The sequence below is a fragment of the Paenibacillus sp. BGI2013 genome, assembly GCF_002843485.1.
Classification (GTDB): Bacteria; Bacillota; Bacilli; order Paenibacillales; family Paenibacillaceae; genus Paenibacillus; species Paenibacillus amylolyticus.
Genome location: NZ_PJFA01000003.1, coordinates 750,705 through 765,379 on the forward strand (window position 1 = coordinate 750,705; position 14,675 = coordinate 765,379).

General features: G+C 44.7%; 14 protein-coding genes and 1 riboswitch. Of the genes, 10 read left to right on the forward strand and 4 right to left on the reverse strand.

Annotation, left to right across the window (positions count from 1 at the left end):
* Window positions 1-12: 12 nt before the first annotated feature.
* Together glgB and glgA are read left to right on the forward strand one after the other, a co-directional pair.
* Window positions 13-2,019, forward strand: coding sequence for a 1,4-alpha-glucan branching protein GlgB (glgB, locus tag CXK86_RS10740; protein ID WP_076250252.1), 2,007 nt, complete (start codon window positions 13-15; stop codon window positions 2,017-2,019).
* Complete coding sequence (glgA, locus tag CXK86_RS10745; RefSeq protein WP_076250254.1) at window positions 2,016-3,458, forward strand: glycogen synthase GlgA; 1,443 nt, start codon at window positions 2,016-2,018, stop codon at window positions 3,456-3,458. Before glgB ends, glgA begins: the two co-directional genes overlap by 4 nt.
* Before the next feature lie 148 nt (window positions 3,459-3,606).
* Here the strand turns inward: glgA and CXK86_RS10750 are convergent, their stop codons facing one another.
* The gene (locus CXK86_RS10750) at window positions 3,607-5,373 is read right to left on the reverse strand and encodes an alpha-glycosidase (RefSeq protein ID WP_076250256.1); all 1,767 of its coding nucleotides are present in this window, start codon (window positions 5,371-5,373) and stop codon (window positions 3,607-3,609) included.
* Between the two features lie 310 nt (window positions 5,374-5,683).
* The gene (locus CXK86_RS10755; protein WP_076250259.1) at window positions 5,684-6,859 is read right to left on the reverse strand and encodes a M20 family metallopeptidase; all 1,176 of its coding nucleotides are present in this window, start codon (window positions 6,857-6,859) and stop codon (window positions 5,684-5,686) included.
* 183 nt (window positions 6,860-7,042) lie between these two features.
* On the opposite strand from CXK86_RS10755, the gene CXK86_RS10760 reads away from it, so the two are divergent.
* The 3 genes from CXK86_RS10760 (at window position 7,043) to CXK86_RS10770 (ending at window position 10,305) form a co-directional block, all read left to right on the forward strand.
* A complete protein-coding gene (locus CXK86_RS10760; RefSeq protein WP_083684339.1) occupies window positions 7,043-8,506 on the forward strand; it encodes an ABC transporter substrate-binding protein/permease in 1,464 nt (487 codons plus the stop codon).
* On the forward strand, window positions 8,493-9,215 hold the full coding sequence (locus CXK86_RS10765; protein ID WP_076250260.1) for an amino acid ABC transporter ATP-binding protein: 723 nt from the start codon (window positions 8,493-8,495) through the stop codon (window positions 9,213-9,215). Before CXK86_RS10760 ends, CXK86_RS10765 begins: the two co-directional genes overlap by 14 nt.
* A gap of 218 nt (window positions 9,216-9,433) precedes the next feature.
* Window positions 9,434-9,628: riboswitch (cyclic di-AMP (ydaO/yuaA leader) on the forward strand.
* A gap of 2 nt (window positions 9,629-9,630) precedes the next feature.
* Entirely contained in the window at window positions 9,631-10,305 is a 675-nt protein-coding gene (locus tag CXK86_RS10770; RefSeq protein WP_076250262.1) for a 3D domain-containing protein, read from the forward strand.
* A 108-nt stretch (window positions 10,306-10,413) separates the two neighbouring features.
* On the opposite strand, the gene CXK86_RS10775 is transcribed toward CXK86_RS10770, so the two are convergent.
* Window positions 10,414-11,205 (reverse strand): polysaccharide deacetylase family protein, encoded by a 792-nt coding sequence (locus CXK86_RS10775; RefSeq protein ID WP_076250626.1) that lies wholly within the window; start codon window positions 11,203-11,205, stop codon window positions 10,414-10,416.
* 153 nt (window positions 11,206-11,358) lie between these two features.
* On the opposite strand from CXK86_RS10775, the gene lpdD reads away from it, so the two are divergent.
* The 5 genes from lpdD (at window position 11,359) to CXK86_RS10800 (ending at window position 14,262) form a co-directional block, all read left to right on the forward strand.
* Window positions 11,359-11,700 (forward strand): prenylated flavin chaperone LpdD, encoded by a 342-nt coding sequence (gene lpdD / locus CXK86_RS10780; protein WP_076250264.1) that lies wholly within the window; start codon window positions 11,359-11,361, stop codon window positions 11,698-11,700.
* A gap of 111 nt (window positions 11,701-11,811) precedes the next feature.
* Complete coding sequence (locus CXK86_RS10785) at window positions 11,812-12,483, forward strand: PspA/IM30 family protein (protein ID WP_076210133.1); 672 nt, start codon at window positions 11,812-11,814, stop codon at window positions 12,481-12,483.
* 95 nt (window positions 12,484-12,578) lie between these two features.
* A complete protein-coding gene (locus tag CXK86_RS10790) occupies window positions 12,579-12,980 on the forward strand; it encodes a DUF350 domain-containing protein (protein WP_036613690.1) in 402 nt (133 codons plus the stop codon).
* Window positions 12,981-13,003: 23 nt separating this feature from the next.
* Complete coding sequence (locus CXK86_RS10795) at window positions 13,004-13,510, forward strand: DUF4178 domain-containing protein (RefSeq protein ID WP_076250266.1); 507 nt, start codon at window positions 13,004-13,006, stop codon at window positions 13,508-13,510.
* An 11-nt stretch (window positions 13,511-13,521) separates the two neighbouring features.
* Complete coding sequence (locus tag CXK86_RS10800) at window positions 13,522-14,262, forward strand: DUF4247 domain-containing protein (RefSeq protein WP_017688102.1); 741 nt, start codon at window positions 13,522-13,524, stop codon at window positions 14,260-14,262.
* Window positions 14,263-14,376: 114 nt separating this feature from the next.
* Here CXK86_RS10800 and CXK86_RS10805 read toward each other — a convergent pair whose 3' ends face one another.
* Entirely contained in the window at window positions 14,377-14,667 is a 291-nt protein-coding gene (locus CXK86_RS10805) for an HNH endonuclease (protein WP_101313674.1), read from the reverse strand.
* Between the last annotated feature and the right edge of the window lie 8 nt (window positions 14,668-14,675).

Genomic DNA, 14,675 nt, shown 5'->3' on the forward strand with positions numbered 1-14,675 from the left:
GAAGGTGATCTCTTGGCCATTCAACCGTTAGCACACCCGGACATATTGCCGGAGCATATTTATTTATTTCATGAAGGTAACCTTCATCACAGTTATCGAATGTTGGGCGCGCAACCTGAGACTTGCGATGGCCTTCAGGGGTATCGCTTTACCGTGTGGGCACCAAACGCCTTAGAAGTAGGACTGGCTATGGACCGCAATGAATGGAAAGGCGAAAAGGAACCTTTATATAAGATACCCGAATCAGGATTTTGGAGTCGTTTTTTTCCGGAAATTAGCGAAGGAACTTTATACAAGTTCCGTATATTAACGGAAGATGGAACAGAATTGCTCAAAGCGGACCCATATGCGTTTCAAGCAGAGGTTCGACCTCAGACAGCCTCTGTCACCAGTTCAATCGAAGGGTACAAATGGAATGATGGAGCCTGGAGACGCAAACAACGTGCCATGTATAACAAACCTCTACATATTTACGAAATGCACATGGGAACCTGGAAGCGTAAAGAAGACGGAAGCCTCTATAGTTATCGCGAGATGGCTGATTTGCTTGTTCCTTACTTATTAGAAATGAAATATACACATGTTGAAATGATGCCCCTCAGTGAGCATCCATATGACCTTTCGTGGGGCTACCAAAACACAGGGTTTTATGCGCCAACCAGTCGTTATGGGCATCCAAAAGATCTGATGTATCTAGTGGATACACTACATCAGGCCGGGATTGGCGTATTGCTGGATTGGGTACCTGCACATTTTGCCAAAGACGCTCATGGGTTGCGTATGTTTGATGGTACGCCTTTGTATGAGTATGCAGATCCGATGTTAGCAGAGAAGCCGGGCTGGGGCACACTTAGCTTTGACTACTCGAAACCTGAGATTCGTTCATTTCTGATCTCCAATGCATTATATTGGATGGAGATGTATCATTTTGACGGACTCCGTGTTGATGCGGTTACGAGTATGCTACGGCTTGATTTTGAGAAGCAGCCAGGACAATATCGTACCAATGATGAAGGTGGTCTGGAGAACAAGGAAGCTGTAGCCTTTTTGCAGCAGCTGAATGAGACGGTGTTCAAGTATTTCCCTTATGCATTGATGATGGCTGAAGAATCCAGTGCATGGCCTATGGTAACTTTACCTGTAGATGAAGGTGGTCTGGGTTTCAACTACAAATGGAACATGGGCTGGATGAACGATACGCTTGATTACATGGAATCTGATTTTCATGAGCGTCCTTCCAAACATCATTTGCTGACTTTCCCGGTCGTATACTCCTTTGCTGAAAATTATGTGCTACCTCTGTCACATGACGAGGTTGTTCATGGCAAAAAGTCGCTCCTCGACAAGATGCCAGGAACCTATGAGCAGAAATTTGCCGGCATGCGTGCTTTTCTGGGCTATTTTATGACTTTCCCAGGGAAAAAGCTGTTGTTTATGGGTGGAGACTTTGGCCAGTTCATCGAATGGAAAGATGAGGATCAACTGGATTGGTTCTTGCTGGATTATGACAGTCACCGCAATTTGCATAAGTTTGAGCGTGAGCTGTCTAACCTGTACTTGAGTGAAAAAGCTTTGTGGGAGCTTGATCATTCCTTGGACGGTTATGAATGGATCACTCCGGACGATCAGGACCAGAGTGTCATTTCATACGTACGCAAAGGAAAAAAACCTGCGGATACACTCCTTGTGCTCATTAACTTTCAGCCGGTCAAGCGGGAGCGTTACCGGATTGGTGTCATGCGTCCCGGTATGTATACCGAAGTTCTGAACAGTGACCATTCCGTGTACGGCGGTTCAGGCATTACTAATGATATGCAACTGCCTACCGAAAAGATTCCTTTTCATGGGCATCCGCATAGTCTCGAATTGGTATTACCTCCGCTTAGCATCGTGATTCTAAAAAAGAACACACGTCGGAAAACGGATGAATCACCTGCGAGTATAACTTCCGTCAGTTCAAAAACGAAGAATAAAAAGGAAAGCAACACGCTCAAACCGAAGAGGAGGACAAAGGCATGAATATTCTATTTGCTGCTGCTGAAGTACATCCATTTATCAAAACAGGAGGCCTTGCTGACGTAATCGGTGCTCTCCCGTTTGCTTTGAAGAAGAGCGGGGCAGATGTGCGGGTGATTATGCCTAAGTACAAGGGTATTCCCGATGAGTATAAAGACGCGTTACAGCCCGTAATTACAACGGATGTGCCTCTTGGCTGGCGCAGACCCTATTGTGGGATAGAAATGCTTGTTCATGATGGGATTCCAGTATATTTTGTGGATAATGAGTATTATTTTGGGCGTGATGGAGTGTACGGTTATATGGATGATGGCGAACGTTTCGCCTTTTTCAACCGTGCAGTTCTCGAAGTGTTGCCACAGATTGAATTCAAGCCTGACGTGTTGCACAGTCATGACTGGCATGCTGGAATGATTCCTTTGGTGCTTGAAGCCCATTACAGACATGATTCATTCTACAGTGATATTCGTACGGTATTCACCATACATAACTTGTTGTACCAAGGGGTATTCCCGCATGAGTTATTCAGTGATATCCTTGAGCTGGACGATCGATATTTCACCGTGGATGGAGCCGAATATTACGGTAACGTCAATTTCTTGAAAGCAGGAATTGTGTACGCTGACCATGTGACAACCGTAAGCCCAACATACGCACAGGAAGTGCAAACGTCTTATTATGGATACGGCCTGGACGGACTGCTCAGTTCACTTGGAGATCGTTTCAGCGGGATTGTGAACGGGATTGATACCAAGAGTTACAACCCGGCAACGGACACCAAAATTCCAGTGAAATACAGAACAAGTCTGTCCAAGAAAACGGAGAACAAAATTGAACTGCAAAAGGAACTTGGATTGCCTGTTCGTCCTGATGTACCACTCATGGTGATGGTGACAAGACTCGTCGACTCTAAGGGGCTTGATCTGGTCTGCCGTATCCTTGATGAATTGCTGTACTATGATGACATTCAATTCGCGGTATTGGGAACAGGAGAGCCTATGTATGAACACTGGTTCCGTGAAGCCGCGAATCGTTATCCGCTCAAAATGTCTGCACAGATCACGTTTAACGATGGGTTATCCCGCCGTTTCTATGCAGGCAGTGATATCTTCCTGATGCCATCGAGGTTCGAACCATGTGGTATTAGTCAGCTACTGGCTCTGCGGTACGGGAGTGTGCCTCTCGTAAGGGAAACAGGCGGTCTGAACGACACTGTGCAGGCATACAATGAGTTTACTGGAGAAGGTAATGGTTTCTCATTCACAAGCTTTAACGCTCATGACATGATGAGTACCATTCGGCGTGCTGAGGAGATCTACAAACAGCCAGAACATTGGAAGAAAATTGTGAAAAATGCAATGGGCGGAGAATACAGTTGGAACGTCTCAGCTGAAGAATATATGGACATTTATCGTCGGATCACACTTGACCCTGTAAACTGATGCAATCATGAATAAGTCACAGCATATCATGCTGTGGCTTTTTTTAATCAAATAAAGAAAAACACTTCCAAAAGTTCAGAATGAAGTATCATCTGAGACGGTGGAAGTGTTTTTCTTTTCTTTTATATGACTGTTTAGAATTTAAACCTCAGTTGTGTTGGATAGTTGCCGGATCAAGCTGTCTGTACAAAATGCGATACCCATAGGGGTCAAGCTTAATGTTCATCATTCCATCGGCTGGAAACACAGGCTCTTCAGTTAATGCATCTTTCCAGTCTTTTGTTTCCATGGGATGAGAAAGCGTTCGATCTTGAGGTGTATTGTTCATCCATACGGTAAAGTGAAGGTTGTCATCCACACGCTCGTACACGATACAGGGATCATTGTGATCCGCCTTGAGGAATCGGAAGCGTCCTTTGCGCAGGGCTTCATTGCTTTTGCGTAAATCAATCATCAGACGATAGAAATCATACAGTTCTCTGTCTTGCTTGGCAGGGTCCCATTCCATACATTTTCGACAATCCGGGTCAGCATCACCACTAATCCCAACTTCGTCGCCGTAGAAGATACAAGGTGTACCGATATAGGTGAAAAGAAATACAACCGACAACTTTAATCGGCGTTTGTCTTCTCCTAACCGGGTGAGCAGGCGAGGAGTATCATGGCTGCACAGCATATTAAAGATCACTTCGTTGGTTTGCTGCGGATAGCGCATAATAAGTGAACCCATCTCGTTGGCAAAGTTATAACCGTCCATTGAACCACAGAAGAACTGAAGCACTTTGTCGGCAAATGGATAATTCATGACGGAATCGAATTGATCTCCCATAAGCCAGGTCAAGGAGTCGCTCCATACTTCACCAACAATATAGGCTTCAGGGTTCGCTGCCTTAACAACCTTGCGAAAATCACGCCAGAAATGGTTGTCCACCTCATTTGCTACATCCAGACGCCACCCATCCAGCTTAATTTCCTTGATCCAGTACTCAGCTACATCAAGTAGATATGCCTTAACCTCAGGGTTGGCTGTATTGAACTTGGGCATGTTGCCATAGAAACCAAATGTATCGTAGGTTGGTATACCGTCCTTGATCTGAACCGGATACTCATTGATGTGGAACCAATCGGCATACTTAGAGTTTTTTCCATTCTGGAGAACGTTTTGAAAAGGAGGGAAGTCTTCGCTGCAATGGTTAAACACCGCGTCAAGCATGACACGTATACCCAGGCGATGACATTCTTCTGTCAATTGTTTAAGCAGGGCATTATCACCGAAATGGGGGTCGACTTTTTTATAATCAATCGTGTCGTATTTGTGATAGGAATTGGCCTGGAATAACGGGGTAAAGTAAATGGCGTTCACTCCAAGTTCAGTTAAGTCATACAGATGATCCAGCACACCTTGCAAATCTCCACCAAAATAATTGTCCAACTCAGGTTTGCCACCCCAGTCATGGGTTTCTTTTGGATTCAGCTTGGGATCTCCATTAGCAAACCGTTCCGTCATGATCTGATAAAAGACGGCTTCTTTGGCCCACTCGGGCACCTTAAACACATCAATTTCATGTATATACGAGAACTCATAATATCCTCCCGTTGGATAGGGGGTCTCATAATGAATTCCATTATCCGCTAGAAAAACATCTTCTGAACCCGCAGTTATCCGAAATATATAAGTGAGACGTTTGAATTGTGGCTTGACGGCAGCCTCCCAATAATCAAACATATTGTCTGAAGCAGCCTTCTCCAATTGAATTTCCTTGTACGTTCCATTCCAATCGTACTTATCTCCGGTCAGTGCAGTCACGTATTGCACATCATTACGTTTGGTTCGTACGCGCAGATGTATGGTAGACGAATTATAGGCATAAGCCCATTTGTCACGAGGAACATGATACATGGCTTCGAGCAGCATGACAGCACCTCCTGAATATAGGATAAGTTATAGAGGTTGTTCAAAAGACCGCTTCATCCCATCTTCTCGGTACTGAAAACCGGTCTTTTGAACACGCACTTATAGTTATAATTAACCAAGTTAGTCAGCAAACGAATCACATTTACTGTAATAAAATGTATTATTTTCATCGTTTTCAAAGGTTTCTTTCACAGCATTTCCAGCTTTGTGCTGAATATACTTACAGCTAATTTAGAAAAAAGGGTGCCCTAAACAGCTTGGAATTCAAGATTGTTCAGGGCACCCCTATATAACATGTTGAAAGTGAATTTTAGCGAATAGCTTGCTCGAACTCCGTGCGGATGGTTTGAAGCAGCTCTGGCTGGCTCAGTACGTCATAGGCTGTTGTTGCAAGTGCCTTGGCTCCCAGAATCATGCCATCCAGCGCACGCTCCTGAAGTGCAAGGTCACGGAAGGCTATGGAGTGCAGTGTATGCACCTCGTCTACAACACGAATGTAGGGATGAATTGCAGGACATTTCAGGGAAACGTTACCGATGTCCATAGAGCCGTGATCATTACCACTCACAATCTCTTCTTGCGGGATCCCAAGTTCCATCAGATTTTGACTAAACGCAGCTGAGAATGCTTCATTGGTAACCATCTCGTCATAGGACGTTTCATAGTTGGATGTCACCAGCTTGCATCCTGTCTGGAGAGCAGAACCTTCAGCGATCTGAATCACACGTTCTGTGAGGATATTCAGTTCTTTACGAGTTGCTGCCCGTACATAAAATTGCGCAGAAGCATAGTCAGGAATGATATTTGCTGCCTGACCTCCGTTGTTGATCACACCATGAATCCGAACGGTGCTTTTCACTTGTTGACGGAATGCATTAATCCCGTTGAACGTTTGAATGACAGCATCAAGTGCATTAATACCTTCGTGCGGACTTGCAGCGGCATGTGAAGATCGGCCATGGAATTCAAATTGCACAGCATCAATAGCCAGCGAGCTGCCTGACTTTTCGTAGGCATAATATGGATGCGCCATGAGAGCGACGTCACAGTCATCGAACAAACCTGCTTCCGCCATCGGTACTTTGGCACCACGTGTCTCTTCAGCGGGGGTGCCAAACACTTTAATCGTTCCACCTACTTCATCCAGAATGGATTTCAGCCCAACTGCAGCTCCAAGACTCATCATACAGATCAGATGGTGACCACAAGCGTGACCGATCTCCGGCAACGCGTCATATTCACACAATAACGCAATGGTAGGGCCGGGTTTAGCGGCTGAATAGGTTCCAATAAAAGCTGTGTCTAGTCCAAGGATAGGAGCCTCTACAGTGAACCCGTGATAGACAAGTTCTTCTTTTAGACGAGCAGAAGCAAGGAACTCTTCATTTCCCAGTTCGGGGTTGGCACCGATATATGATGAAATGGCTTTAAAACGGGAAGCATATTGATCAATAACCGTCAGAATTTGTGATTTGTTAGCTGTCATTAGTAAACTCCTTATGCAAAAATGAAAATAATTCATTGATTATATCATGTTTGCTTTATTTTTTCAGAAACAAGTCAAGATTTGTATTGTCAAAATGCATTGCATAATCATGCATTGTACTTTATAATGACTCAGTCATCAACATGAGAAGCATACAAAGTATTGTAAGGGGAGAGAAAAAGGTTGAAATTAATAAGTCGTTACACCATGATGCTGTTGACCTTTGTTATTCTGCTGACGACTGCCGTTCCTGTGGCACTTGCAAGTGGAACTACAGATAATTCAAACAGTAAAAAGCTGGTGCTCGGTACAAGTGCCGATTTTGCACCATACGAATTCCATAAAGTGATTAATGGCAAAGATGAAATCGTCGGCTTCGATATTGAGATCGCCAAAGAGATTGCCAAAGATCTTGGCGCTGAGCTTGTGATTGAGGATATGGGCTTCGACGGTCTCCTGCCTTCATTGCAGAGCGGGCGTGTTGATCTGGTGATTTCAGGTATGACGCCGACGGATGAGCGGAAGAAAAGTATCGATTTTTCCGACACCTATTATAAATCAAAACAAGTGATTATGGTTCGCAATGTGGATAAAGACAAATATCCAACTATGGCAGAACTTGAAAATGCGAAGATTGGCGTTCAGAAAGGCTCCATTCAGGAAACGATCGGACAGAGTATTCCAGGAGCGAAGCTTACTGCGCTGGATAAAATCTCGGATATCGTGCTTCAACTGCAAACAAAACGCATTGATGCGGCAATCGTTGAAGATACCGTTGCTGCAGGTTATCTGGACGATATCATTGGACTTGCTGCTGCTGTTCCGGACGAAGAGCAAGCAGAAGCGGCAATCGGGATTCGTAAAGGTAATACCGAGCTGCTAGCTGCAGTAAATGGAACACTGGAGCGACTGAAAAGCGAAGATAAAATCAATCAGATGGTGACGGACGCCAGCCTCTTGATGGCGGATAAAGCGAACAAATCACAAAATATTTTCCAAGTATTCTGGGAGTACAAAAGTTTCTATGCTACAGGTGTAGGATACACACTTCTGTTGTCTGCACTTGGGGTTATCTTCGGGGTAATTATTGGATTGATCATCTGTTTGTTCCGTTTGCATGACGTTGCAATCTTGCGCTGGATTGGTACGGCTTACGTTGAAGTGATCCGTGGCACACCGATGTTGGTACAGTTGATGATTATTTACTATGGTTTTTCCCTGAGCTTTGGCATTAACTTCACTGCACTTCAGGCAGGTATCATTACACTTTCAATCAATAGTGGTGCCTATCTGGCGGAGATTTTCCGTGCAGGTGTCCAAGGTGTGGATCGTGGTCAGTTGGAGGCAGCGCGTTCATTAGGTATGGGAAGAGGCGCCGCGATGCGTTATATCATATTGCCACAAGCCTTCAAAGCTGTATTACCAGCGATCGGTAATGAATTCATAACTATCATCAAAGAATCCTCCATTATCTCCGTTATCGGTATGGTGGACATTATGTATCAGGCTAGCGTGGTCAAGAACATTACGTTCCAAGGGTTGAGTCCGTTTCTAATTGCAGCAGCCATCTACTTTGTAATGACGTTCATTTTGTCCAAGCTGCTGGGACGACTGGAAAGGAAGTTGAGTGCAAGTGATAGACGTTAGACAATTACACAAATCTTATGGAAATAACGATGTGCTTAGGGGCATAAACGTGACGATTGGCAAAGGTGAGGTTGTCGTGGTCATCGGTCCTTCCGGTTCAGGTAAAAGTACTTTCTTGCGTTGTCTGAATCTGCTGGAACAGCCTACCTCAGGAGAGATTGATTTTGAAGGCGTGTCAATCACGGACCCCAAGCATAACATTAACGCAACTCGTGAGAAAATGGGCATGGTGTTCCAGCACTTCAACCTGTTCCCACACAAAACGGTACAGCAAAACATCACGATTGCTCCGATTAAAGTGAAGAAACAATCCACTCAGGAAGCGGAGAAAATTGCCTCTGATCTGCTTAACACCGTGGGTTTGTACGATAAAAAAGATACATTCCCGAATCAGCTGTCTGGTGGACAGAAACAGCGGATCGCCATTGCTAGAGCATTGGCCATGCAGCCGCATGTGATGCTGTTTGACGAGCCTACGTCGGCACTGGACCCTGAGATGGTCGGTGAAGTGCTGGATGTCATGAAACGTCTTGCAGAAGGCGGAATGACGATGGTCATCGTAACACATGAGATGGGTTTTGCACGTGAAGTGGGAGACCGAATCCTGTTCATGGATGGCGGGGTTATTGTGGAAGAGGGAACACCTGATGAGGTGTTTGGAGCACCCAAAAATTCACGTACACGTGATTTTCTTGCGAAAGTACTCTAAACGATGTGATCAAATAGCGTTACTGACTTCGAGTCGGTAACGCTATTTTTTTATGGATAATAATCACGTGTGGATTCGGAAAAGTAACTTTTCTGTTACCAAATATAAAGAAGTCGGTTCGCCAACTTTTCTGAATTATCCAGTATTCTTACAGTTGATGACATGCTAAAAACCATTTGGTAAGAATTACTACAAGTTCAGGTTACAAAATTGTGATATATTGAACTCTGCCGAAACTTCCGGACAGGGAGTGTGGGGGATGTAACGATGCAGATTGTGCAGGGGGAAGATCTACAGCACACTGCTTGGGGTGAATTGGGTACATAACGTTTCAAATGTAACGAATAACCTATAGGGTGGGCTCCTCATCCGAATCCGACAACTAACTTCGCAGGCACAATGAGGGAGGAAGACCATGATTAACAAGAAACGTATAGCCAAAACAGCAGTAGCATTAATGACAACAGCAATGCTCATTCAAGCCGTTCCGGCTCACGCCGATTCAGTTCATGTGGCCAAAGAAGGGGATACCTTCTACACCTTATCAAAACAATATGGAGTAGCACTCAACACGTTGGTTAAAGCAAACAACGACATTTCGGCTTACAACATTTATGGTGGTTTGAAAATTACGATTCCCGGTAAGGCAAACAATGTTGCAGCCGCTGCGGCAACGGAGAGCAAGACCCCAGCCAAAACAGTTACCACAGCAAGTTTGGACGTTAACGCAGATAACAAAGTGGTTCAAGCCTGGGGTAAAACATTCGATTACAGCAAAGCCGTTAACGTGAAAGCAACGGCATACTCTGCAGATCCGTCTGAAAATGGAGGATGGGGTGCAGTCGATTATTTCGGAAATGACCTTGAACTGGGCACGATTGCAGTTGATCCAAGTGTAATTCCACTCGGAACCAAAGTACTGGTAACTGGTCATAGCCATCCAGGATTGCCAAAACAGGCTTTTGTAGCCACAGCGCGGGATGTGGGTGGTGCAATCAAAGGTCACCGGATTGATATCTTTATCCCCGGTAGCAAACAGTCTGTAAGCTCATTTGGATTTCAGGATATCGAGCTGTACATTCTGAAGTAGAGAGAAAATAACATTTTAAATGAATTCAAACAGGGTGTCTGCCAGTCGCTAATTCGCGATTGAACAGCACCCTTTTAATATTCTAATTTATTTTCTATCACGTTCATCTTAATCTTTGGCCTTTGGCAATCCCAACATTTCGTCCAAGGTGACCAGTTCATATCCCCGATTACGCAATTCCTCAATGATTTCAGGCAAAGCCTCAATCGTGCCGTTCAGGTTTGATCCTACACCGCCTCCAGCATGTTGCAGAACGATGGAGCCAGGTTTCACGGCAGAGAGGATGTTATCTTTCACCTGTTCCTTTGAAAGGCCTTTCCAGTCCAGGGAGTCTACGTTCCAGTTCACAATGCTATAGTGTTGTTTGGCAGCCCATCTCAGCTGTTCTTCATTAATGTCTCCATAAGGCGGCCGAATCATCTTGGGCGTATATCCTGCCAAACGTCGAATAATATCCCCGGTATGTAAAATTTGTTTGCGAAAGGCATTCATCGACAGCTTACTGAATTCAGGATGATTGTAGCTGTGATTACCAACCATATGCCCTTCCTTAACGATGCGTTTCACCAGATCCGGATGTTTCTCAGCACGACTACCCACGATAAAGAATGTAGCTCTGACATTGTATTTCTTCAATACATCCAGCACTTGTGGAGTAAATCGTGGATCAGGTACATCATCAAAAGTCAGTGCAACCTTCTTGGTTGAAGGACCATTGGTTTTGAACGTATCGGCATATTTTTGACGTAATTGTCCCAATGTCAGTTGTTCTTCTTCCGCAGAATCCGAACCTGATACGGATTCACTTGGCGGGCTTGAAACATCCCGCGATGAAACTGGAGCATGATATCCTCCGAGAAAAATAACGATAACCATTAGCATAATGAGGCGTACGCGCATAATAACGGCCTCCTTTTCCAAAATGACGTTCTCCTTGGTATGCCCGGGAGCTCCATAAAATATGCGCAGTGTGAGAAGTTTCATTGCCGATTTAGCTCATGACAGCCATAATTCCTCCATATATAACATATAGAAAAGGATAGGTGGATGGGTATGAGTACATATGATTTGAAATCCATACGTTTACAGGTGATTGAAGCAGGAGAAGATAAGGTTTTTCTCGTTACCGGAGGAAAGGCACATATTGGCGCAGTAGCCACGTTCTACGTGGATCATGAGCGCGTAAGCGGGATGACAGTACATATTCCTGGGCATAAAGAACAAGAGCTGTGTGAGCGGCTTGCCCGAAAGGCTGCCTTGCAGCTGAAAGTAACCGTTACGGTGATCATGGGTATCCATTTTGATTCCATCACGCGGATGCAGATCGACGAAATCGTGCAGACTGCAGAGAGGTTGATGGAGGATCATCTGAACAAAGATAAACGATTTTCCTGACATAAGAACCATTCAATGTTTTGATTTTATTTGCTAAAATTGAAACGAGTTGTAGATTGTTACGTATGTATGTTTATATACGATGTAATATCGACTAGGAGGAATAACATAATGTCCATTTTCAAACGTTTGCGTGATCTAACTATGTCTAACATCAACGCCATTATTGACAAGGCGGAAGATCCAATCAAGATGACGGACCAATATATCCGTGACATGCAAGAGGATCTGGAAGATGCGGAGAAAGCAGTAGCTCAACAGATCGCCATTGAGAAGAAATTCAAGCAGTTGTTCGAAGAGCAGGAAGCTCTTGTGAAGAAACGTGAAGAGCAGGCGCATACGGCGGCACGTGCTCAGAATCTGGATCTGGCTCGACGTGCCCTGGAAGAGAAAAAGGCTGCTGAAGAGAAGATGGCTGAGTACAAAACCAGCTATGACCAAAACAAGGCTTCTGCAGATAACCTGCGTGGCAAGCTTGACGAAATGCGTAAGCAGTTGACTCAAATGAAGAACAAACGTGAAACACTGGTAGCCCGTTACAATGCAGCAAAAGCCCAAACGGAAATCAACAAAGCGTTGAATGGGTTTGGCTCTGATACTGCAAGTGCTGGTATGAAGCGTATGGAAGAGAAAATGATGCAGATGGAAGCACAGGCTGAAGCAAGTAACGAAATGTCTTCCAAAGGAAAATCTTTGGATGAAGAGTTCGAGAAGTTGGGTAAAGATCAGGCTGTTGAAGATGAACTCGCAGCATTGATGAAACAGTACGATAATAAGAACTAATACCTTGGTTGTCAGCAAGGTTAACCAGCGGAGGAGAAGAGTATTTCTCCTTCGCTTTTAAATGCGGTTCATGTTGATATGTGGGGGCTGTGTAAATGGATTTGAACATTTTGGCGATGCTGGTCTGGACCGGATCTGGTTCGGTTTTGCTGTTTGTCCTGATGTATGTTGATTCACTGTTCACGAAATATAAGGATTTTGCTGAAGTTAAGGCTGGCAATATGGCCGTTACTACACGTATGGTTATGAAATTATTTGCACAAGGATATGTACTCGCTACGTCCATTTCTACGGCCGGTCACCTGGGAGAAGCACTGCTGGTCTCCGTTGTATCCTTTATCATTTTGTTGATTCTGGAGAGTGTTGTACACTTTATGATTCGCAAATGGGCCAACCTGGATCTGGATACGGGAATTCAGCAAGGGAAGACAGGGTACGGGTTGTTCTCTGGCGCTTTACATATCGTGGGCGCACTGATTATTGCAGCTTGTTTATAAGATAAGGAACAGGAGTAATTCTCATGAGTGTATGGAAACGAATTAAAGGAATACTAACGAAACCTGAACCACCGCAGGCAGAGAAAACGATGCTTCAGCTTGCACCTGGTGATATCTGTGAGGTTTCTCTGGTCACTTATGAAGTCGTTGGTCGGGTACAAAATCGTGCTCGAAATGCAGTTGTGCTCACGCTACAGGATGGTACCGCATTTCGATATTTGCATATCGAAGAACGGGAACTCACACGTTACGCCCTATATACACCAATTGATGGCAGGCTTGATGCGCCTGATGAGGTGCCTACATTGCTGGACCTGGATGGGCGCGCATATCATCTGGAGGAAGAGTATGGAGGCATGGTATCAACGGCAGGTAGAACTCCATATGGCCAGGCTGGAGAACAATTGGTATGGCAGTATCAGTCGGATGATAATATGCTTCTTCGCGTGGAGTGGCAAGACAGAAGATTTACACTGTATGAGGGTGAGTCCATTCTTCCTGCGGATATCAAAGTGATTCATTCGAGCTAGGAGAGGTTCCAATGAAAAAACGCTTGGCACATGGATTAAAATTAATGCTGGTCCTCAGCCTTGTCATGTCTCTGTTGTCCGCGTGCGGAGCAGCGCCTTCTGTTCAGGACACATATCCGCTTGAATCGGTTAACGGCAGTGGTAACTCAACGTCCTATGTGTACCGGGCTTCGGACCGTACCGTTCCGGAAGTGGCTCAGGAATTGTCTGACCAGCGGCAACCGGATCAAATCTCGGCAGAGAATACAGAGCGTATGTTCCTCGTGTATCAGGACGAGTATTATCACCTGCAACAAGACCCGAACAAGCCGGAGGATACATTGGTTGAGGTGGACTCCAAGGAATATGTTCGGCAGAACTACGATTCATCTTTTTTACAAGGTTACCTCACCGCTACATTAATTGGTAATCTGTTCGATTCTTTTGGCGGGCGAGGTTATGGCAACTATCGAGGATATACCAATAAAGATACGTATAAACCGAGTGCAGGATCTTATCGTGCACCAACAAGTAATGACAAGAAGCTTGCTCCACCTATTACTGTTGATCGGAAAGGTACGATTACAAGGCGCGGAAGCGATAAAGATTCAAGCGTGGGATCTGGCGGAGGATTATTCAACCGTAACAAGGATCAGAGCAAGGGAACCATTGATCGCAACAAGAGTAGTGGTGGGTTGTTTGATTCACCTAAGAAATCCTACAAAAAACCAAAAACCAGAGTGGGCGGCGGCCGAATTAAGAGGCGAAGATAATGATTTAATTATAAGCTTGGCTGCCCAACATATAGTTCAATCCAAAAAGAACAGGAAAAGGTATGACGGATTTATCTCTATCCGCGCATTTACCTTGGAGCTGTTCTTTTTGGTTTACAATTTGCGAACATGATTGGATTTACGTACACGGGGAATCGTTGTAGCAGGCTGTTTGCGAATCCAGCGGATAAATGGAATCATTCGTTCATCCTGTCTCAAGGATTGCAGATCAGTGAGACCAAGGGTTACAATGTCGCGATTGGTGTATAGCGAATGAATCTGTTTGTGACAGGGGATACACAGGTTGGCCGTTGGCAGAAATGTTCCGCCCATTTCTTTCGGTGTCAGATGATGAACGGTCGTATTCACAGGTTCTCTTCCGCATAATTCACATCGATTACTCATGATCATCG